The sequence below is a fragment of the Dietzia sp. IBK-p2-16D genome, from assembly GCF_057773085.1.
On sequence record NZ_JBYMTL010000008.1, the window covers coordinates 57,615 to 77,405 of the forward strand.

Genomic DNA, 19,791 nt, shown 5'->3' on the forward strand with positions numbered 1-19,791 from the left:
ACGTCAGCGCAGCCCCAGGAGACACAGATGACCCCTCCCGCGTTCCACGTCCCCATCGTCGACATCTCCCCGTACGTCACCGAACCCGGACCTGCAGACCCGGCCGCCGACCCGGCGATCGCCACCGCACGGGCCCGGGTCGCCCGCGAGATCGACGAGGCCTGTTCGAGCGTCGGGTTCATCCAGATCGTCGGCCATGGGATCGCGCCCACGGTCATCGACGGGCTCGCTACCGCGATCGACGACTTCTTCGCACTGCCTCTCGAGGCCAAGAACGCCTACCGGGTGCCCGACGCGAACCGCGGGTACAGCCCGCCGAAGAGCGAGGCGCTGAGCCTGAGCCTGGGCGTGGAGTCGGCCGGGCGGATGAACGACTTCTTCGAGGCGTTCAACGTGGGCGTCGAGGCGCGATCGTTCACCGCGCTCGAGCAGGATCTCGACCTCGACGAGGCCGACTACGGCATCAACGTCTGGCCGGAGGTCGACGGCTTCCGCGCCCGGATCGACGCCTACTTCGCCGAGGCCTCCCGCGTCGCCCGGACCTTGACCCGCGTCTTTGCCGACGCCCTCGGCCAGCCGCCCGGGATCTTCGAGCAGCTCACCGACCACTCGATCGACGTGCTGCGCATGGTGAACTATGCGCTGCCGGAGGGGCCTGTGACCCTCGACGGCGAGCTCCGCGGGATGGGTGAGCACACCGACTTCGGGCTGGTCACCGTCCTGTGGGCCGACCGGGTCGCCGGACTCCAGGTCCTCGGCACCGACGGCGTGTGGCACGACGTCCAGCCCGTCGAGGGCGGGCTGCTGGTCAACCTCGGTGACCTCACCGCGCGGCTGACCAATGACCGCTGGATGTCGACCCTGCACCGCGTCGCGCCGCCCGTCGTGGACGGCGGCATCGTGCGGCGCCGCTCGGCAGCGTTCTTCCACGACGGCAACGTCGATGCCGTGGTGGGCACCCTGCCGGAGTTCGTCGGCGCCGACGGGGACGCCTACGAGCCCATCTCGGTCCGCGACCACATCGCCGCGAAGCTCGCCGGCTCCCGCCACGGCAAGGCCAACACCGCCGCGGTCCGCGAGGCCGCCCGGGTGCTCGCGGCGTCCGGCTCGGTGATCGCGCCGTGACGGACGTCGTCCTGGTCCACGGCGCGTGGGCCGGAGGCTGGGTGTGGGACACCGTCACCGGTCCGTTGCGCGCGGCGGGCCTGCGCCCGCACGTGGTCGAGCTACCGGGCGTGGGGGTCGAGGGCGTGGTGGACGACGGCGAGGTGGTCGACCTCGGCATCCTCACCGATCACGTGTGCGCGTTGGTGCGGCGGCTGGAGCGGCCCGCCGTGCTCGTGGGGCACTCGGGCGGCGGTGTCGTGGTCACCCAGGTCGCGGAGCGGATGCCCGACCGGGTCGCCGGGGTGGCGTTCGTCGCGGGCATGATGCTGCCCTCCGGAATGGACTTCGCCGCACTGTGCGCCGGCCTGGGGCTCCGAGCGGACGTCGGGATCTCCCGGTGGCTCGAGCCGGGGGCAGGCGGCCGGGTGACCGCGGTCCCTCCCGAGGCGGCCGCGGCGGTGTTCTTCCACGATGCCCCGGCGGGGGAGGCGATCGCCGCCTCGAGGCGGCTGCGGCCGCAGCAGGAGAGCGCGCGACTCATCGCCCCACGGTGGACCGTAGATCGGTTCGGCAGGGTGCCGAGGCTGTACATCGAGGCGACCTGGGACCGCACCGTGCCGATCGTCGCACAGCGCCGCATGCAGCAGCTCACCCCGGGTGCGCGGGTCGTCACCCTCCACACTGGTCACGCCCCGCAGTTGTCCGCGCAGGGCCTGCTCAGCGCGGCGATCGCGGACTTCGCGATCGCGGTGGCCGCATCGCCCGCCGGACCCGACGCGCCGCTCGCCGCCACCCCGACAGTCGACCCGGATCTCGCGCTCACACAGGCCGGGGGCGCCTCGTGACCATCCCCGCCAACTCCACTAGCCCCGGCACCGTAGACCCCAGCGGTGACCTCCTCGCGAGCGTGCTCGCCGAGGCCGACGCCCGCCTGGCCGCCCCCGATGCGGAGCTCGTCGCCCGGTTCCCCGGCACGCCCGTCATCCGCCAGCCGGTGCACACCCTCTACCTGCCGGCCGAGCGCGTCCACGCAGGGATCATCAGCGAGGTGGGCGGGGTCGCGCTCGAGGCGTTCGACGAACACCTGCCGGACCCGGCCGCGCTCGCGGGCGTGTTGGCGGCCGGTGACGGTCACCCGGCCCTGCTGTCGGCCGACGACGCGGAGACAATCCACGCCCTGGTACGCGCCAAACTGCTCCGCGAACCGGTCGAGGACCTACGGATCGACTTCGAGGACGGGTTCACCCAGCGGGGCGTCGCACCCCGCGACCGCCACCGCGACGAGGACGCCCACGTCGAACGGATCGTCGCCGAACTGACCGGGTCCACCGCCCGCGCCGCGCTCCCGCCGTTCTGGGGTCTGCGGTTCGGATCCTTCGACCCCGCCACGCGGCACCGGGGCATCCGGACGTTCACCCGGTTCGTGCTCGCTCTCGGCCGCGCCGGGGCAGGGGCCGGGGCACCGGACCGCGACGAGCTGCCGGCACACTTCACGCAACTCCGGCCCACCCTGCCCAAGGTCACCTCCGTCGACCAGGTCCTGGCGATGGTCGACCTGTGCGTCCGGCTCGAACAGGCCTGCGCACTGCCCGAGCGCACGCTGCGATTCGAGATCCAGATCGAGACCCCGCAATCGATCTGCGGCCCCGACGGGTCGGCGATGGTCGCCCGTCTCATCCATGCATCCGCCAGACGGTGCATCGGTCTGCACTACGGCACCTACGACTACTCGGCGGCGTGCGGAATCGCCGCCGAATACCAGGCCATGGACCACCCGGTCGCCGACCACGCCAAGGCCGTCATGCAGGTTGCCGCCGCCGGTACCGGAGTGGCACTGTCCGACGGCTCCACCAACCGGCTGCCCGTCGGCGACGCGGAGGCGGTGCGCGCGGGGTGGCGTCTTCACGCGCGGCTCATCGACCGGTCACTGCGCCGCGGCTTCTACCAGGGCTGGGACCTGCATCCCGCCCAACTGGTCTCCCGCTACGCCGCGACCTACGCGTTTTACCGGCGGTCCCTGCCGACCGCCTGCGCCCGGCTCGCGGACTACCTCGGCACGACCCCGCTCACGACCCCGCTCACGACCACCGCCGGGCCCGGCGCGGGCGGGTACCTCGATGAACCCGCCACCGCCCGCGCGCTTGCCGCGTTCTGCCTCCGCGCCTTGGACTGCGGCGCCGTCACCGGCGAGGAGATCACCACCCTCGCCGGCGTCGGCCGCGCCGACCTGGCCGAGCTGACCCGCCCGGGCGCCGACCACGAGGAGAGCAGATGACCCACCCCGACCTGGTGTTCCGGGCCCACCGAGCGATCGTCGACGGCGTCGAGCGGGAAGCCCTCGTCGTCGTCGCCGACGGCACCATCAAGACCGTCGACGTCGACCCGGGTGCACTCGGCCGGGCACCCGCCGACGTCCCCACCGTGACCCTGCCCCGCGAGGTCGTCCTGCTCCCCGGACTCGTCGACACGCACGTGCACGTCAACGAGCCCGGACGCACCGACTGGGAGGGCTTCGCCAGCGCCACCCGCGCCGCGGCCTGCGGCGGGGTCACCATGCTGCTGGACATGCCACTCAACTCCAGCCCCGTGACCACCAGCCCGGCCGCGCTCGACGCCAAGCTCACCAGCACGGTGGGCAAGCTGCACGTCGACACCGGGTTCTGGGGCGGCGCGGTGCCGGAGAACCTCGGCCGGCTGCGCGAACTCTGGGACCGCGGGGTGTTCGGGTTCAAGTGCTTCCTGCTGCACTCCGGTATCGACGAGTTCCCGCCCCTGGACCGCGCGCAGATGCTGTCGGCCATGGCCGAGATCGCGGGGTTCGGTGGACTGCTCATCGTGCACGCCGAGAACGCCGAGACCATCGACGCCCAGACCCCGCCCGCCGGGCCGGACTACGAGGGTTTCCTGGACTCCCGGCCGGTGGCCGCCGAGGTGCGGGCGGTCGCGCAGGTCATCGACGGCGTCCGCCGCACGGGCTGCCGGGCGCACATCCTGCACCTGTCCGCCGCCGACGCACTGCCACTGATCCGCGACGCCAAGGCAGAGGGGCTGCCCATCACCGTGGAGACGTGCCCTCACTACCTGTCCCTGTTCGCCGAGGAGATCCAGCCCGGTGCGACCCACTTCAAGTGCTGCCCGCCGATCCGCGGGGCCGGCAACCGGGAGCGGCTGTGGGAGGGACTGCGCGACGGGACGATCGACCTCGTCGTCTCGGACCACTCACCGTGCGTGCCGGAGCTCAAGCGCTTCGACACCGGCGACTTCGGCGAGGCGTGGGGCGGGATCGCCTCCGTCCAGCTGGGGCTGCCGATCATGTGGTCCGAGGCCCGCCGCCGGGGGATGGGGTTGCCCGACGTGGTGCGGTGGATGGCCTCCGGGCCCGCCGAGTTCGCCGGGTTGTCCGACCGCGGCGCGATCCGGCCCGGCGCCCGCGCGGACCTGGTGGTCCTCGCACCCGACGAGGCGTTCGTGGTGTTGCCCGAGCGTCTCCAGCACAGGAACCCCGTGACCGCCTACGCCGAACGCGCCCTGGCCGGCGTCGTGACGCAGGTCTACCTCGGTGGTCGGCGGACCGGTCCCGACCTGCCCGCCCGCGGCCGGACGGTGTTCCGGGACCACGCCGCCACCACGCCCGCCCCCGCCGCCGAGACCGGAGACCGATCATGACCAACGCCCCTGCTTCTGCCACCGCGACTGCCACCGCGACTGCCACCGCCCTCGCGCCGGACGTCTTCTCGCTGCCCGACCTGGCCTCCCGCGAGCTCGCGGGGGCGGTGGTCTGGGCGAACGACGAGTTCTTCGCCGAGAAGGAGAACCTGATCCTGCCCGGCGACCCGGTATTCGATCCGGCGCTCTTCGGCCTCAAGGGCAAGGTCTACGACGGCTGGGAGACACGGCGCCGACGCGACCCTGGTGAGGACACCGCGATCATCAGACTCGGTGTGCCCGGACGGGTCCACGGCGTGGTGGTCGACACCGCCTACTTCCGCGGCAACTACCCGCCCCGGGTCGCGGTCGACGGTGTGTGGATCGATGGTCACCCCACCATGGACGACCTGCTCGACGCGCCGTGGCAACTCCTCGTCCCTCCCAGCCCGGTAGCCGGGGACGCCCGCAATAGTTTCGAGGTGCCGGATCCGGCCCGACGGCCCGTGACGCACGTCCGCCTGCGGATGCTGCCCGACGGCGGGGTCGCGCGGCTGCGGGTTCACGGCGAACCGACCCCGGACCCACGCTTCCTCACCGGCACCATCGACCTCGCCGCAGCGGAGAACGGCGGCAGGGTGGTGGACTGCTCCGACCTGTTCTACTCGTCACCGGAGAACATCATCGCGCCCGGTCGCTCCCGGCACATGGGCGAGGGATGGGAGAACGCACGCCGTCGCGGGGACGGGAACGACCACGTCACCCTGGCACTGGCGGGGGAGGGAACGGTGGACCGAGTCGAGATCGACACCTCCTACTACATCGGCAACGCACCCGGCGCCGCGTCGTTGCGGGGCGTCCGATGCGTCGACGATCTGGGCTCGCCGGGCCGGTGGATCGACCTGGTGTCGCGCACCCCGCTGCTCCCGGACTGCCGACACAGGTTCGTGGTCCCGCCGACCGAGCAGGTCCGGTACGTCCGCCTCGACGTCTTCCCCGATGGCGGCATCGCGCGACTGCGAGTCCACGGCCGGCTGACAGAGGCTGCCCTGAACGCGATGGCCTCCGCGGTCCCCGCGGACCACTGACCTCCGCGCTCGGCTCACACCGCCCTCACACCGCCCTCACACCGCCCTCACCTCGGCGTAACACGGCGGAAAAGCGCTGGTGCCAGACTCGGAGGCGACACCGCGACGGTGCGGTCGGCGCAGCCGACCCGGCCGCCGGGCGACCGACGCCCCGGCGGCCGAGTCATCAGTCAGGCAGCGGCGCGGTGTCCGCCCGGGCACAGGACCCGGGCCCCGATGCCGCAGGAGACGTCCATGACCTCCGTGATGCCCGACGCGCCCACGTTCCCCACACCGGGCGCAATCGACCCCGCAGCCGACCCCGCCGCAAGCCCCGCCGCCGGTGCCGGCCGGGGTCCCCGCCGCCTGGCCGACGCCGACGCCAGGCTCGCGGCGCTGACCGCCCGCGTCCGCGAGGACATCGCCACCACCAGCCACGCACGGGATTGGATCCCGCGTGAGCCCGGGTCCGCGCAGCTCGACGTGCTCGTCATCGGGGGCGGCCAGGCCGGGCTCGGCACCGCCTTCGCGCTCGGCCGTCAACGGATCGACCGGGTCCTGGTGGTGGACGACGGGCCCGCCGATCGGGTGGGCTGCTGGGACCGCTACGCACGGATGCACACCCTGCGCAGCCCCAAACACATGCGAGGCATCGAGTTCGATGTCCCGTCGTTGCATGTCCGCCGCTGGTTCGAGGCGGTCTACGGCGAGCGGGCGTGGCAGGAGATCGACCTCGTGCCGCGTCTGGACTGGAACGACTACCTGCGCTGGTACCGCACTGCGGCGGGGATCGAGGTCCGTCATGAGACGCGGGTGGCGGCCGTCCACCGACCCGCCACGGCGGATGGCCCCTTCGTCGTGGAGGTGACCGCCGCGGACGGGCACACACAGACCGTGACCGCCAGGCGGATCGTGTTCGCGCTCGGCCTGAACGGGGGCGGCGGGCAGCGGGTCCCGGAGATGATTCGCGCGCTGCCGCGCGAGCGCTGGTTCCACACCGAGGACCCGATCGACTTCGAGGCACTTCGCGGCCGGCGGGTCGCAGTCCTGGGCGGGGGAGCCTCCGGGTTCGACAACGCCGCCACCGCCCTCGACCACGGCGCCGCTCGAGCTGAGCTGTTCATGCGGCGGGACACCGTCCCGGACTCCAACCCACTGCGGTGGATGGAGTTCCCCGGCATGCAGGAACGCTTCTACGACCTCGACGATCGGGCGAAGTGGGACTTCACCCTCCTCAGTGGGGGCCTGCCGCAGCCACCGACCCAGCACACGGTGTGGCGGTGCTTCGCCCACCCCGGCTTCGCACTGCACACCGGCTGCGGCTGGGACTCGGTCGAGGTGGCCGACGACGGGGCCGGCGGTACCGAACTCGCGATCGACACCCCCGGCGGCCGTTTCCACGCCGATGTGGTGATCGCCGCGACCGGGTACGAGGTCGATCTGCGACTGCGGCCGGAACTCGCTGAGTTCGTCGACGACATCGCCCTGTGGGCCGACGTGCACGACTACGCCTCCGACCACCCGGCAGGCCGCAACCCCTACCTCGGCCCGGGTTTCGAGTTCACCGAACGCCGACCGGGCTCCGCGCCCTGGGTGGCCCGGTTGCACCACTTCTCGACCGGCGCGCGCACGTCCATGGGCGTCACCGGCAACCAGTTGTCCGGCATCTACGGTGGTGTGGGTCGAATCGCGGGGGCGGTCACCACCGCGATCACCCGCGAGAACTGGGACCACCTCGCGGACGACTTCGCGGACTTCGAGTTCCGCGAGGTCCGGTCGATCGGCCCGCACCGCCCCGACGACGGCTGGTACCCGACGAGCCCCCGCTTCTGAGAGGTACCGCATCAGAACGGCGGTTCATCGTCGAGTGCCGAGGACTGCGGCTGGTCCTGCTGCGGCCGGTCGTCCTGCAGGTGGGCGGAACGCGGTGGGCGCCCGGCCCGGTCCTCCTGTCGACGGTGGTGGGCCTGGGCTCGCAGCCTGCTGCGCTCCGCGGCGCGGCGGTGACGCAGGTGGGGGCGCCTGCGCGAGATCGGTGAACCGCCGCCGGTCCTGCCGGCCTCGGCCGCCTCCTGCTGACGCCGGCTGGATTCCGGATGGCGCGGTGCGGCGAGTGCGGCCAGCGGTCCGCCGGGGACCGTCGTGATGCGCGTTCCGGGGTCGGCTTCCGGGTGGTTGGGGCCGTGGAGCCAGACGTAGGTCCCGTCGGTGTCCCGGTAATAGGCCCAGATGCCGTCGGTCTTGAGTCGGTGGTGGAAGCGGCAGAGGGAGCCGAGATCATCGGACGTGGTGTGCCCGCCGCACTCCGGGTTGTCGTGGTCGAACGGGATGATGTGGTCCAGATCGGTCTTCTCCGCGGGCGTCTGGCAACCGGGGAAGACGCAGGTGCCGTCCCGGCCCTTGCAGAAGCGCGACAACGCCTCGGAGGGCGCGTACCGCCGGGCCGCGTCCGATTCGGGGTCCGCGAGGTCGGCCAGTGAGTCGATCCGGCGACGAGCGTTGCGCTCCAGTTGCTCGGCGGTGTGGCCGGTGATCGGCCCGTACCCGGCCAGCGTGAGGCCACGATTGCCCGGACTGCCGTCGTCGTAGGCGTAGATGGTCACCCGCCGGGCGGCAGCCTGCCCGTCCGGATCACCGGGGTGTCCGCCGTCTACGTCGGGCAGGCAGGCCCACCCACGACTCAGCGCCAGGAGGCCCGCTGCTCGCAGCTCACCGAGAGAACGCGGATCGTCCTCGGAGGCGGTGCGCGCCAGGGCGTCGATGCGATCTGCGATCTCGACAGCCGTCTCGGCGGTGAGGTGCGCGGTGATCAGCGCCCTGTCGTCGGCCAGCGGCACCATCTCGACATCCTGGTCCCGCCGCGCCTCCCTCGCCCTGGCGTCGGCCCCGACCGGGTCGCACGCCGAGACGGTCTTGGTGAGCATTTTCCGTAGCGGGCCGAGTCTCGGTGGGTGGGTGCGGCGTCTGGTGGGGGCCAGCGCTTCACTGATCCGCCTGTCGAGCTCGGGCATGAGCTCGTCCGCGACCATCGCGGTCTCCTCCGCGATCGTGTGGGCGGCGAGGATGCCGATCCACCCGGTCGTGAGCAGGGCCGCGGTACGGGGGAGGCGCTCGGTCAACTCGACCGCGGTGGTGACCAGACGCGAGGCGCCGTGCCGGGACAACGCCATCGAGGCGCTGACCATCGAGGCGGCGGTTTCCCACGGGTCCCGGTGGCGGTCGCGCTGTCCTGCGACCCGGACGCAGTCATAGGCGAAGGCGACAGTGCGCCCCTCCGCCGCGTTGATCAGGCGTTGTGCGAGATATCCGCGCTGTTGATGCGGATCCCACCGCGAGTAGGCCTCCGGAACGATCACGTCGACGGCGGGACCCGTCGCTGTGGTGAACCCCTTAGGCGGCACGAACGGGCCGGGGGCATAGGGGACGATCGCAGCATGGGAGGAGGAATCATGGGCGTCGGACTTGGAGGTGCTCGTCATGGTTCGACCATATGTTCTAGGTCTGACACCGCGGGCAGGGAGACCGGATCGAACACGCGAGTGAGTGTGATCCCATTGCGGGGAGATCCCCGGCCTCGTCGTCGTCGCTAATCACCGCGGCGCCCGCTGACCTGCGGTGCCCTGCGCACCCTCCGTAGGGCACCGCAGGTAGAGGGCATGCGTGGTGCGGGCGGTCTCGGGGGAGTGGTGGGTCCGGGTTCTGGTTCGGTGAAGGGTGTGGCGCCGTGGGCGGCGCACGGTCTTGGGTGCTCTGACCTGGGGTGCCCTGCTCGGCCCCCGCAGGGCGCCCCAGGTCGGCGCGCGAGGGAGGGCGCCGGGGCGGGGATGTCCCAGCTGAGGCGGGTGGTCGTGGTGGTCAAGCGCAGGTCGGGCGGCCCGGTGGCGGTCAACCCGGTCGGGCGACGATGAGGCACGCCTCGCCGCCGTCGGGGACGTACCACCGGTGGGGGAGGGTGCCGTTGTACCTCGCGACGTCGCCCGACTCGAGTCGGGTGAGCGAATCGCCGACCTCGAGCAGGACGGTGCCCCGGGTGACGTAGAGCCATTCCTGGCCGGGGTGTTCGAAGAACCGGCCCGGGACGTGGTTGGTCTCCACGAACTCGAGGAACTGCGTGCCCCCCGGGCCTCCGGGCAGGAGTCGGGTGTGACCGCCGACCGTGCCCTCCGCCCGGGTCAGGGTGGCGCCCTCGGTGGAGCGTTGGACGTGGATCGGGTCGCCGGGGCCCGAATCCTGGCCGGCGGGGCCGGTGGCGGTGGGGTCCCCGCCGGCGGTGACCGCGTCGAGGAGGTGGGCCTGGGTGGTGCCGAGGGCGTGGGCGAGACCCTCGAGCGTGGACATGCTGGGCGCCGCCTTACCGCGCTCGATCTGACTGAGGAAGGGCTGCGAGATCCCGGCCTGGTCGGCCACCTCGACGAGCGTCAGTCCGAGTTGGCGGCGGTGGTGCCGGATGCGCGCGCCGAGACGGTCCAGCGAGTCGCCTCGTGCGGTGGTCATGGGGCCTCCCGTGCGGTCTGGGCGGGTCGGGGTCTGGGCGGGTCGGGGTCTGGTGGGGCTATATCCCTGTAGGTAGGCGGGTCGCTGCGGGATCGGCTTGCACCGGAACCGCGCCGGAACAGCGGGGTAATGCCTCCGAAACACGGGGCCACCACACTCGTCTTTATTGATCCGATCAATACCCGGGGTCACTATCCCGCTCCGGGGTCGGATGCACAAGTGCCGCACCCGATCAGAGAGCCCGGGCTGCCGAGAGGAGCCGGGTCGGAGGGTCGGCGGGGAACGCACGAGTCGGCAGAGGAGGGGAACGATGGAACCACGACGAGTCGCGCCGCGGCACGTGGACCGGATCGAGGGGGCGCGCCTGCAGGGCGGCCGGGTGGTCGACGTGGACATCGTCGACGGGGTGGTCGTGGCCGTGACCGATGCGGGGACCACCCCGTTGCGTGGCGGTCCCGCGGGTGGCGCCTCGGTGATCGATGCCCGCGGGTACCTGGTGCTCACCGCGCCCGCCGAGCCGCACGCCCACCTCGACAAGGCGCTGAGCTGGGGAGCGACGCGGCCGCCGGGCTGTGACCTGGGCGCGGCGATCGGTACGTGGAGGGCCTACGCGGCGACGGTGGACGAGGACGAGATCCACGCCCGCGCCCTCGCCGCGGCCCGCAAGCTGGTGGCCAACGGGACGACCGCGGTCCGCAGCCACGTCGACCTGCACGACGACCACGACCCGCTGCGCGGCGTCCGCGCCCTGGTGCGGGTCCGCGATGAACTCGCCGGGGTGATGGACCTGCAGATCGCGGTGATGGTCAACGAGGTCGACCCGGCGGACCGGGCCCGCGCCGCGATCGCGGCCGGCGCCGACCTCATCGGCGGTGCCCCGCACATCTCGACCGACCCGGTCGCCGAGACGCACCGGCTGGTGGACCTCGCCGAGGAACTGGACACCGGCATCGACCTGCACGTGGACGAGTTCCTCGACGGCGACCACGCCATGCTCGAGGTGTTCACCGACCGCGTCGCGTCCTGGCCGGCGGGGCAGATCCGGACGGCCGGGCACTGCTGCCGCATCGGGTCGCTCGACGGGGCGGGCCAGTCCCGTGCGGCCGGCGCGCTGAGCAGGGCGAACGTGGGCGTCGTGACCCTGCCCATCACCAACCTGTACCTGCAGGGCCGTGCCGGCTGCACCTCCGTCCCGCGCGGCCTGCCCCCGGTGCGCGCCCTGCTCGAGACCGACGTGACCGTCGCCGCCGGCGCCGACAACGTGCGCGACCCGTTCAACCCGGTCGGCCGCTCCGACGCCACCGAGACGGCGATGCTGCTGATCGTGGCCGCCCACCTCGACATGGACACCGCGTGGCAGCTCGTCACGGGCGGTGCCCGCGAGGTCATGGGTCTGCCGCCCGCCGGCCCCTCGCCCGGCCTCCGGGCCGATCTGCTGCTGGTCCGAGCGGGCGGGCTCGACGACGTGATCGCCGACGCGCCACCCGACCGGATCGTGCTGCGGGCGGGCTGCGTGGTGGCGGCGAGGGAGGTCCTCGTCGTCGTCGACCCCGGGGGCACGCCGCCCTCCGACACGCCGCCCTCCGACACGCCGCCCGACGACCCGCTGGCCCGCGCCGCTCCGTGCGATGCCCACCAACCCACCCCCACCCTCGAGGAGTCCCGATGACCACACCCACCGACACCCGGGCGGCGGAGACCGCCCGACCCGGCGCAGAGATCCTGGGATTCTCGGGCGTCGGCGTGACCTACCCCAACGGCACGCGCGCGCTCGACGGCGTGGACCTGCGGATCCGCGCGGGCGAGTTCGTCAGCGTGGTGGGGCCGTCCGGCTGCGGTAAGTCCACGCTGCTCAGCCTCGCGTCCGGGCTCGCCACCCACACCGACGGTTACATGCAGACCGGCACCGACCGCATCGGCTACGTCTTCCAGGACGCCACCCTGCTGCCGTGGCGGACGGTCGCGCAGAACGTGGAGATGCTCGCCGAGCTCGACGGGGTCGGCCGCACCGAACGTCGTGACCGTGCGGCCGCCGCGATCGAGCTGGTGGGCCTGGCCGGGTTCGAGAAGTCCCTGCCCCAGGAGCTCTCCGGGGGTATGAAGATGCGCGTCTCGCTGGCCCGCTCGCTGACCCTGGACCCGGAGTTGTTCCTGTTCGACGAGCCGTTCGGCGCGCTCGACGAGATCACCCGGCAACGACTCGGCGACGAGTTGCTGGGGCTGTTCGCGGCCAAGCGGTTCGCCGGACTGTTCATCACCCACTCGGTCGCGGAGGCGGTGTACCTGTCCACCCGCGTGGTGGTGATGTCCGGTCGGCCGGGGCGCATCGTCCACTCGGTGGACGTGCCGTTCGGCCCGGAGCGCGACCCCGACATCCGCTACACGGCGGACTACATGAACCTCGTCGGCGAGGTTTCCCAGGCACTCGAGGAGGCACACTGATGAACGGAACGACCGCCCGCTCGACCGTGAAGAGCGACGACGACGACGAGGTAACCACCGCGGACGTGGGCCCGGGCCCCGTGGCCGAACCGGCCGGGTCGGCCCCCGCCGGCGATCCCGCCGGGTCCGGCGCTGCCGCTCCGCCGAGCGCGCCGACCCGCAGTCGGTTCCGACTGTCCGCGGACGGTCCCGTGGTCCGCTACGGCGGTCCGTTGGCGGTCCTCGCCGCGGTGATGGGCCTGTGGTACTTCGTCAGCTACGGGGTGCTCGAACCGTCGCGGCGGTTCCTGTTGCCGGCGCCGCATGTGGTGATCGCCGACGGCCTGCTCGGACCCAACATCTCGGGGATGCTCGAGGCACTCGGACGCACAGCGACCGTCGCGCTGACCGGGTTGGCGATCGCGTTCATGATCGGTGTCGTGTGGGCGATCATCATGAGCCAGGAGAAGTGGGCTGAGCGGGCGCTGTTCCCCTACGCGGTGGTGCTGCAGTGCATCCCGATCCTGGCGCTGGTGCCGCTGATCGGCTTCTGGTTCGGCTTCGGGTTCACCGCCCGGGTGTTCGTGTGCGTGCTGATCGCGCTCTTCCCGATCGTGTCCAACACCCTGTTCGGTCTGAAGTCCGTGGATCCTGGCCTGCGTCGACTGTTCAAGCTCCACCAGGCCGGGCGACTGACGGTCCTGCGCAAGCTCGAGGCCCCGGCGGCGCTGCCCGCCCTGTTCGAGGGCCTGCGCGTGGCCGCCGGCCTGTCGGTCGTCGGTGCGATCGTCGGCGACTTCTTCTTCAAGCAGGGCGACCCGGGCATCGGCATCCTCATCGACACGTTCCGCGCGCGGCTGCAGTCGCCGGAGCTGTTCGCCTCGATCATCCTGGCATCCCTGCTCGGCGTGGCCGTGTTCCTGGTCTTCGGACTGCTGTCCCGCAAGGTCGTGGGCCGGTGGTACAACCCGGACGAGTCCCGCTGATCCCGTAACGACACTCGTCACCTGCCGCAACACCGTGGAAACACGGAGAAGGTTCACTCATCTCAGCCGCTGATATTGATCACATCAATACGCCGCCCGTCCCGCCCGCACCCACTCCAGGAGAACCCATGAGACGTACACGCACCGCCCGCTCCGCCGTCTCCGTGGCCGCGCTCTGCGCGCTCGGCGCCGTCACCCTCACCGCCTGCGGCGATTCCGAGTCCGCAGAGGCCGCCTCCGGGTACAGCGGGGACATCGGCGCGGTGGACCTCTCCGCCGTCTGCCCGGAGGAGATCGTCATCCAGACCGACTGGAACCCCGAATCCGAGCACGGCCACCTCTACGAGCTCCTCGGCCCGGACCCCACGGTCGACGCGGGGGCCAAGTCCATCTCCGGACCGCTGTTCGCCTCGGGCGAGTACACCGGTGTGGACGTGGAGATCCGGGCCGGCGGTCCCGCCATCGGGTTCCAGCAGGTCACGGCCCAGATGTACCAGGACCCGGACATCATGCTCGGCTACGTCGACTCGGACCAGACCGTCCAGACCTCGCTGAACAACCCGACGATCGGGGTCTTCGCGCCGCTGGACATCAACCCGCAGATGATCATGTGGGACCCCGAGACCTACCCGGACGTGAAGGAGATCGCGGACCTCAAGGACGAGCAGGCCCGGGTCCTGTACTTCGAGGGCAACGTGTACATGAACTACCTCACGGGCGAGGGGATCCTCGACCCGGAGCAGATCGACGGCAGCTACGACGGCTCCCCGTCCAACTTCGTCGCCGGCCGCGGCGAGGTCGCCCAGCAGGGCTTCGCAAGCGCCGAGCCGTTCATCTATGAGAACGAGGTCCCCGAGTGGGGCAAGCCGGTCGCGTACCAGCTGCTGCACGACATCGGATACCCGATCTACAAGTCGATGATCTCGGTCCGGTCGGCTGAGCTCGAGCAGCACTCGCCGTGCCTGGAGAAGCTCGTGCCGGTCCTGCAGCAGGCGACCGTCGACTACTTCGAGGATCCGTCGTCCACCAACGAGCTGATCGTCGACATCGTCGAGCAGTACGCCACGGGATGGGTCTACAGCCCGGAACTGGCCGCGCACTCCCACGAGACGATGCTGGAACTGGGGCTCGTCGGTAACGGCCCGGATGACACGATCGGCAACTTCGAGGACGCCCGGGTGGCCGACATGGTCGAGATCCTCAAGGGCGCCTACGGCACCCTCGGCGTGGAGCTCGCCCCGGACGTCTCGCCGGAGACCGTGGTGACGAACCAGTTCATCGACCCGGCGATCGGGATGCCGTGACAGTGGACTGGTCACCGCACCTGTTGACCGCGGTGGACGTCGCTCGTCGCTCGCGGGCGGAGGGCAACCACCCCTTCGGCGCGATCGTGGTCGATGCCCACGGCGAGGTGGTCGCCTCCGCCACCAACACCGTCGGGACCGGGCACGACCTGATCGGACACGCCGAGACCAATGTCGTCCGGGCGGTGGGGCTCCGCTACGAGCCCCGCGAACTGGCCGGGATGACCCTGGTCACCAGTGCGGAACCCTGCGTCATGTGCGCCGGGGCGACGTACTGGGCCGGTCTCGGCCGGGTGGTCTACGCCCTGTCCGAGACCGATCTGGCCGCCTTGACCGGCGACGACCCGGAGAACCTCACCATGGCGATGCCGTGCCGGGAGGTCTTCGCCCGCGGTCGCAGGCCCATCGAGGTGATCGGACCCGTCGACGTCCCCGGCTCCCGCGAGGTCCACCACGGGTTCTGGCGGGACACCTGACCCGGCCCGGCCCGCCCCTTCCCCCACACACCATCCGAGAAAGGCCCACAGACATGAACCCCCGCCCGACACGAGGACGCCGCACGTCCCGTCGACTGACCACCGGGGCCGTCGTCGGCACCCTGGCCCTGGCCACACTCACCGCCTGTGGCGGTTCCGCGGAGTCCACCGGCTCCGGTTACGAGGGCGCGATCGGGGACATCGACCTGAGCGACGTCTGCCCGGAGACGATCGTGGTCCAGACCGACTGGAACCCCGAGGCCGAGCACGGCCACATCTACGACCTCCTCGGCCCCGACCCGCAGATCGACGCGGGTGCCAAGAAGGTCGTCGGCCCGCTGTTCGTGTCCGACGAGTACACGGGCGTGGACATCGAGATCCGCGTGGGCGGACCCGCGATCGGATTCCAGCCGGTGTCCGCGCAGATGTACACCGACCCGGACATCATGCTGGGCTTCGTGGACGGTGACCAGGCGATCCAGGTGTCCACCACCAACCCGGTGACGGCGGTGTTCTCTCCGCTCGAGATAAACCCCATGATGATCATGTGGGACCCGGAGACCTACCCCGAGGTCGAGGAGATTGCCGACCTCAAGGCCACCGGCGCCCGCATCCTCACCTTCGAGGCCGATACCTACTGGCGCTACCTGACCGGTGCCGGGATCCTCGACGAGGCCCAGATCGACGGCAGCTACGACGGGTCCACCTCGAGCTTCGTGGCCGACCAGGGACGCACCGCGCAGCAGGGGTTCGCCTCCAGTGAGCTGTACGTCTACGAGAACGATCTGCCGGAATGGGGAAAGCCGGTCGACTACCAGCTCGTCCACGACGCGGGATATCCGAACTACAAGTCCGCGGTGAGCGTGCGGACGGGGGAGCTCGAGGAGCAGGCACCGTGCCTGGAGAAGCTGGTCCCGGTCCTGCAGCGTGGGCTGGTCGACTACGTCTCCGACCCGCAGCCGACCACCGATCTGATGCTGGACCTGGTGGAGCAGTACAACACCGGGTGGGTCTACTCGCAGGGGCAGGCCGACTACGGGCTCGAGATGATGCGTGAGGAGGGTCTGGTGAGCGACGGTGACAACGGCACCGCCGGCGACTTCGATCCCGCACGGTGGGAGCGGCTCATCGAGCTCAACCGGCCGATCTTCGCCGCGGAGGGGATCGAGATCGCCGAGCCCATGACGCCGGAGGTGGTCATGACCAACGAGTTCATCGACCCCTCCATCTCGCTGGGGTACTGACCCGCGGCCCCGCGACGGGTCCGCCCGGCCGCACCGCCCGGCCCTCTCTTCCGGAGGGCCGGGCGGTGTCGCGCGTGCGGTGTGCCGAAGGACCCGTATAGCGCCGTTGATGCCCTGACCTGCTCGGATGCTGACTTCTCCGATTCGTAACACGGCCGTCGTCCCGAGTAATTCCCCCGAAACACGGCGAGGGGATTCTTGCCTTTATTGATCACTTCAATATTCACGCCCCTCGTTCTGGAGGACCCCATGACCCGGACCACGACCCCCGCACCGCCCCGGCCCGACGCGACCCGTTCAGGAGCCGCCGGCCACGACATCGCCGGCCTCGTCGACGACCTCCTCGAGTTGCTCGGCCCGGACGCCGTCCACACCGACGACCGCTCCCTGGACAAGGCGTCGGTGGACGGGTCGTATCTCAGCCCGATCCTGCGCGCGCAGTGGCCGATCGGCCGGCCCCAGGTGGTGTGCCGACCGACCTCCGTGGAGCAGGTGCCCGGCATCGTGCGCGCCGCCGTCCGCCGACGGGTCCCCATCACCTCCCGCGGTAAGGGAACGGGGAACTACGGCCAGGTGGTCCCGCTGCACGGCGGGCTGGTGCTGGACCTGACGGCCCTGCGCGGCATCGACCACGTCGACCCGGAGCGCGGAGTCGTCACCGCCGAGGCGGGGGCGCGCATGATCACCCTGGAAAAACAGCTGGCGTCGCACGACAGCCAGTTGTGGATGTACCCGTCGACCGTGCAGTCGACGCTCGGCGGGTTCCTCGCCGGGGGCTCGGCCGGGACCGGGACGATCGTGCACGGCCGCAACCACGAGGGGTTCGTCGAGGCGCTCGATGTGGTGTTCGCCCATGAGGACGCCGAGATCGTGCACCTCGAGGGCGCCGAGGCCCAACCGTTCGTCCACACCTACGGGGTCGCCGGGAACATCGTGCGCGCCACGGTCCGGATCGAACCGCTCCAGGACTGGCGCTGCGTGTACGCCAGCTACGACGACCACCACGACGCCTTCGCCGCGGTCCGGCGGGTCCACCTGGTCGAGCCCGCGCCGCGCCTGTGCTCTGCCGACGACGTCCACGTGGCCTCGTGCCTGCCCGCCGACGAGGCCATCCCCGCGGGCAGGGCGAGCCTGCGGGCGATCGTCGACGCCGCCGCGGTCGACGAGGTCCGGGCGATCATCGCCGACACCGGGGGACTGGTCGAGGCGGTCCGAGAGGGCGTCAACGAGTCGATCAAGGTCTCGACACTGTCTTACAACCACCCCACGCACTGGCTGCAGAAGGCCGAGCCCGACACGTGGTTCCACATGGAGGTCCAGGGCGACGCGCTGGTGGAGCGCCTCGACGAGGTCGAGGCCGTCTATCCGGGCGGCACCCTGCACCTGGAAGCGGGTCACGGGCGGATGTTCGGCATGCTCAACGGGCACTACTCCACGCCGGAGGCCGCGTACGCGGGTGTGCCGGTGCTGGAGGAGCTGGGGGTGCGCGTGCACTCGCCGCACCAGTACCGCGTGGACCACGACACCGAGGCAGTCCGAGCGCTCGCGGCCCGCACCGACCCGTATGGCCTGCTCAACCCCGGGCGGTGGGAGGCGTGATCGGGCCGCAGCGGCGGTACGCCGAACTCACGACCGTCGAGGCGGGCCGGGTCGGATCCGGTGACCCCGTCGCCGTGATCCCGGCCGGCGCGATCGAACCGCACGGCCCGCACCTGCCGCTGGCCACCGACCTCCTGGTCGCCGAGCACGTGGCCGCCCGCGCGGTGGCCGCCGCGGCGGCCACCGGTGTGGACGCCTGGCTGATGCCCGCGCTGGGCTATACCAAGAGCGACGAACACGCCAACCTCCCCGGGGCCCTGTGGATCTCCGGCGAGACCCTGATGCGCGAGGTGGTCGACCTGGGGTCGGCGCTGCGGGCCGGCGGGTTCACCCGCGTGTTGTTCGTGAACTGCCACGGCGGTAACTCGGCGCTGCTCGAGGTGGCGCTGCGCGAGCTGCGCCGCCGGTTCGGTCTTCGGACGTTCCTCTACGCCGGCCGGGCGGAGCCCGGTCCCACCGAACTGGGGATGGGAATCCACGCCGGGTGGGCGGAGACCTCGATGATGCTGCACCTTCACCCCGAGCTCGTCGACATGGCCGCGGCCGAGGCGAGGGTCCCGGCCGGCGTCGCGGAGTGCACGCACATCGGGTTCACCGGCCCGGTGAAATTCGGCTGGTTGGCCGATGACCTCTCCGACACCGGGGTGATCGGCGACCCCACCGGCGCCGACGCCGCCACCGGCGCCCGGTTGGTCGCCCGGCACGTGGACACCGTCGCCGGGGCATTGGGCGAGATCGCCGACTTCGACCCGGCGCGCGGGGTCACCGTCGCCGCCACCGTGACCGCCCCGGCCGCCCCGGCCACCGCGCCCACCCCGGCAGGGGGTGCGCGATGACCGCCGCCGAGCTGCCCGTGGTCACCATGCCCGGCCCCGCCGACGACCCGTTGGAGGCGATGGTGGCGTGGCTGGCGATCGACCCGGCGGACCCGCCGCTGGGAGTCCTGGCCACCGTCGGCCCCGACGGCACACCGCACTGCCGACACCTGTTGGTCTCGGGCGTCACGACCGAAGGGCCGACGTTCCACACCGATTCGCGGTCCCAGAAGGCCCGGGACCTGTCCGCCGACCCGCGGGCGACGCTGGTCGTGGTGTCTGCGGACCGGACGCGGCAACTCACCGTCACCGGGGTCGCGTCGCCCACGGAGCCGGAGGAACACCTGGCGAGCTATCACGCCCGCAGCGAGTACCTCAAGCTACTCGCCTGGACCAACGACCTCGCGACGGCCGAGCTCGCGCCGCCGGGCAGACGCCGGGTGTGGTCTGCCGCGATCGACCGGTTCGGTCCGTCGCCGGCGCAGCCACCCGAGACGTGGCTGGGGATGCGGCTGCGCCCCGAGTCCGTGACCTTCTGGGCCGCCGGCCGCGACGAGCCCTCCCACCGGCGCCGCTTCCAGCCGGACGGCGGGCGTTGGCGGGCCGTGGAACTTCCGGGTTGACACACGAGAG

General features: G+C 71.6%; 17 protein-coding genes. 15 read left to right on the forward strand and 2 right to left on the reverse strand.

What is annotated here, in order from left to right:
- Positions 1-27 precede the first annotated feature (27 nt).
- The 6 genes from AC3DE3_RS15835 to AC3DE3_RS15860 all read left to right on the forward strand — a co-directional run bounded on the left by AC3DE3_RS15835 (position 28) and on the right by AC3DE3_RS15860 (position 7,652).
- Entirely contained in the window at positions 28-1,125 is a 1,098-nt protein-coding gene (locus AC3DE3_RS15835) for an isopenicillin N synthase family dioxygenase (RefSeq protein ID WP_488370600.1), read from the forward strand.
- Entirely contained in the window at positions 1,122-1,952 is an 831-nt protein-coding gene (locus AC3DE3_RS15840) for an alpha/beta fold hydrolase (protein WP_260488762.1), read from the forward strand. The genes AC3DE3_RS15835 and AC3DE3_RS15840 overlap by 4 nt, the downstream gene beginning before the upstream one ends.
- On the forward strand, positions 1,949-3,382 hold the full coding sequence (locus AC3DE3_RS15845; protein WP_488370601.1) for a DUF6986 family protein: 1,434 nt from the start codon (positions 1,949-1,951) through the stop codon (positions 3,380-3,382). The genes AC3DE3_RS15840 and AC3DE3_RS15845 overlap by 4 nt, the downstream gene beginning before the upstream one ends.
- Positions 3,379-4,773, forward strand: coding sequence for an allantoinase AllB (allB, locus tag AC3DE3_RS15850; RefSeq protein ID WP_488370602.1), 1,395 nt, complete (start codon positions 3,379-3,381; stop codon positions 4,771-4,773). The genes AC3DE3_RS15845 and allB overlap by 4 nt, the downstream gene beginning before the upstream one ends.
- Positions 4,770-5,840: an allantoicase gene (gene alc, locus AC3DE3_RS15855; RefSeq protein WP_488370603.1), complete on the forward strand. Its 1,071-nt coding sequence runs from the start codon at positions 4,770-4,772 to the stop codon at positions 5,838-5,840. The genes allB and alc overlap by 4 nt, the downstream gene beginning before the upstream one ends.
- A 234-nt stretch (positions 5,841-6,074) precedes the next feature.
- Positions 6,075-7,652, forward strand: coding sequence for a SidA/IucD/PvdA family monooxygenase (locus AC3DE3_RS15860; RefSeq protein WP_488370604.1), 1,578 nt, complete (start codon positions 6,075-6,077; stop codon positions 7,650-7,652).
- Positions 7,653-7,663: 11 nt separating this feature from the next.
- On the opposite strand, the gene AC3DE3_RS15865 is transcribed toward AC3DE3_RS15860, so the two are convergent.
- A complete protein-coding gene (locus AC3DE3_RS15865) occupies positions 7,664-9,298 on the reverse strand; it encodes an HNH endonuclease signature motif containing protein (RefSeq protein WP_488370605.1) in 1,635 nt (544 codons plus the stop codon).
- A gap of 406 nt (positions 9,299-9,704) precedes the next feature.
- Positions 9,705-10,313 (reverse strand): helix-turn-helix domain-containing protein, encoded by a 609-nt coding sequence (locus tag AC3DE3_RS15870; protein WP_488370606.1) that lies wholly within the window; start codon positions 10,311-10,313, stop codon positions 9,705-9,707.
- 310 nt (positions 10,314-10,623) lie between these two features.
- On the opposite strand from AC3DE3_RS15870, the gene AC3DE3_RS15875 reads away from it, so the two are divergent.
- The 9 genes from AC3DE3_RS15875 to AC3DE3_RS15915 all read left to right on the forward strand — a co-directional run bounded on the left by AC3DE3_RS15875 (position 10,624) and on the right by AC3DE3_RS15915 (position 19,781).
- Positions 10,624-11,982, forward strand: a complete 1,359-nt coding sequence (locus AC3DE3_RS15875) for an amidohydrolase family protein (RefSeq protein ID WP_488370607.1) — start codon at positions 10,624-10,626, stop codon at positions 11,980-11,982.
- Positions 11,979-12,755: an ABC transporter ATP-binding protein gene (locus AC3DE3_RS15880; protein WP_488370608.1), complete on the forward strand. Its 777-nt coding sequence runs from the start codon at positions 11,979-11,981 to the stop codon at positions 12,753-12,755. Before AC3DE3_RS15875 ends, AC3DE3_RS15880 begins: the two co-directional genes overlap by 4 nt.
- Positions 12,755-13,720 carry an ABC transporter permease gene (locus AC3DE3_RS15885; RefSeq protein ID WP_488370609.1) on the forward strand — a complete coding sequence of 322 codons (966 nt, stop codon included), beginning with the start codon at positions 12,755-12,757 and terminating at the stop codon, positions 13,718-13,720. The genes AC3DE3_RS15880 and AC3DE3_RS15885 overlap by 1 nt, the downstream gene beginning before the upstream one ends.
- Positions 13,721-13,848: 128 nt before the next feature.
- A complete protein-coding gene (locus AC3DE3_RS15890; RefSeq protein ID WP_488370610.1) occupies positions 13,849-15,024 on the forward strand; it encodes a substrate-binding domain-containing protein in 1,176 nt (391 codons plus the stop codon).
- Positions 15,021-15,500, forward strand: a complete 480-nt coding sequence (locus AC3DE3_RS15895; protein ID WP_488370611.1) for a nucleoside deaminase — start codon at positions 15,021-15,023, stop codon at positions 15,498-15,500. The genes AC3DE3_RS15890 and AC3DE3_RS15895 overlap by 4 nt, the downstream gene beginning before the upstream one ends.
- A 53-nt stretch (positions 15,501-15,553) precedes the next feature.
- On the forward strand, positions 15,554-16,744 hold the full coding sequence (locus AC3DE3_RS15900) for an ABC transporter substrate-binding protein (RefSeq protein WP_488370612.1): 1,191 nt from the start codon (positions 15,554-15,556) through the stop codon (positions 16,742-16,744).
- A 249-nt stretch (positions 16,745-16,993) separates the two neighbouring features.
- Positions 16,994-18,343, forward strand: a complete 1,350-nt coding sequence (locus AC3DE3_RS15905; RefSeq protein WP_488370613.1) for an FAD-binding oxidoreductase — start codon at positions 16,994-16,996, stop codon at positions 18,341-18,343.
- On the forward strand, positions 18,331-19,179 hold the full coding sequence (locus AC3DE3_RS15910) for a creatininase family protein (RefSeq protein ID WP_488370614.1): 849 nt from the start codon (positions 18,331-18,333) through the stop codon (positions 19,177-19,179). The genes AC3DE3_RS15905 and AC3DE3_RS15910 overlap by 13 nt, the downstream gene beginning before the upstream one ends.
- On the forward strand, positions 19,176-19,781 hold the full coding sequence (locus tag AC3DE3_RS15915) for a pyridoxamine 5'-phosphate oxidase family protein (RefSeq protein WP_488370615.1): 606 nt from the start codon (positions 19,176-19,178) through the stop codon (positions 19,779-19,781). The genes AC3DE3_RS15910 and AC3DE3_RS15915 overlap by 4 nt, the downstream gene beginning before the upstream one ends.
- Positions 19,782-19,791: the final 10 nt, after the last annotated feature.

Bases quoted from the DNA above. Each gene is read 5' to 3' on its own strand.
- AC3DE3_RS15835 (WP_488370600.1), top strand. From the start codon at position 28: ATGACCCCTCCCGCGTTCCACGTCCCCATCGTCGACATCTCCCCGTAC.
- allB (WP_488370602.1), top strand. From the start codon at position 3,379: ATGACCCACCCCGACCTGGTGTTCCGGGCCCACCGAGCGATCGTCGAC.
- alc (WP_488370603.1), top strand. From the start codon at position 4,770: ATGACCAACGCCCCTGCTTCTGCCACCGCGACTGCCACCGCGACTGCC.
- AC3DE3_RS15860 (WP_488370604.1), top strand. From the start codon at position 6,075: ATGACCTCCGTGATGCCCGACGCGCCCACGTTCCCCACACCGGGCGCA.
- AC3DE3_RS15865 (WP_488370605.1), bottom strand. From the start codon at position 9,298: ATGACGAGCACCTCCAAGTCCGACGCCCATGATTCCTCCTCCCATGCT.
- AC3DE3_RS15870 (WP_488370606.1), bottom strand. From the start codon at position 10,313: ATGACCACCGCACGAGGCGACTCGCTGGACCGTCTCGGCGCGCGCATC.
- AC3DE3_RS15875 (WP_488370607.1), top strand. From the start codon at position 10,624: ATGGAACCACGACGAGTCGCGCCGCGGCACGTGGACCGGATCGAGGGG.
- AC3DE3_RS15880 (WP_488370608.1), top strand. From the start codon at position 11,979: ATGACCACACCCACCGACACCCGGGCGGCGGAGACCGCCCGACCCGGC.
- AC3DE3_RS15885 (WP_488370609.1), top strand. From the start codon at position 12,755: ATGAACGGAACGACCGCCCGCTCGACCGTGAAGAGCGACGACGACGAC.
- AC3DE3_RS15890 (WP_488370610.1), top strand. From the start codon at position 13,849: ATGAGACGTACACGCACCGCCCGCTCCGCCGTCTCCGTGGCCGCGCTC.
- AC3DE3_RS15900 (WP_488370612.1), top strand. From the start codon at position 15,554: ATGAACCCCCGCCCGACACGAGGACGCCGCACGTCCCGTCGACTGACC.
- AC3DE3_RS15905 (WP_488370613.1), top strand. From the start codon at position 16,994: ATGACCCGGACCACGACCCCCGCACCGCCCCGGCCCGACGCGACCCGT.
- AC3DE3_RS15915 (WP_488370615.1), top strand. From the start codon at position 19,176: ATGACCGCCGCCGAGCTGCCCGTGGTCACCATGCCCGGCCCCGCCGAC.